The sequence below is a fragment of the Mycobacterium sp. DHQP2018-32-09 genome (assembly GCF_058148405.1).
Window position 1 is genome coordinate 1 of record NZ_JBYVYK010000154.1, and the last position, 437, is coordinate 437.

General features: G+C 68.4%; 1 pseudogene. It reads right to left on the reverse strand.

What is annotated here, in order from left to right:
- Positions 1 to 155, reverse strand: a pseudogene (locus AC30CM_RS27120) (phosphoribosylglycinamide formyltransferase); the annotation flags it as partial.
- Positions 156 to 437 lie beyond the last annotated feature (282 nt).

Sequence of the window (437 nt, forward strand, 5' to 3'; positions counted from 1 at the left end):
CGGGCCGGGAAGTCATCCGTAGCCGCGTCAAGCAGGGAGCGCAGCAGGCTTCCGGTGCCGGAGGCCAGGACCACGACGCGTGCCGGGGCAGATGGGGCGATCTCAACGGGCGACGTGGGCTCCGACGAGCCACCCGCACGAGGAGAATCCGACACCGACACGCCGCTGAGCGTAGCCGGACTGGTCACTTGGCCTGTTCCGGAGGGTCGCTGGAGTCACTCTCGGCTTGAGGTTGGGTCTGGGCCTCCGGGTCCGGTTCGCCCCCCACTTCCGGCTCGGATTCGGGTTCCGGCTCAGGCACCGGTTCCGGCTCTAGCTCCGTTTCCGGTTCTGCTTCTGGCTCGGGTTCGGGCTCTGGCTCTGGCTCTGGCTCTGGCCGTGCCTTAGCCGGAAGACGGGTGGCTCCGCCCAGCATGAACACCGTCAACAGGCCGATG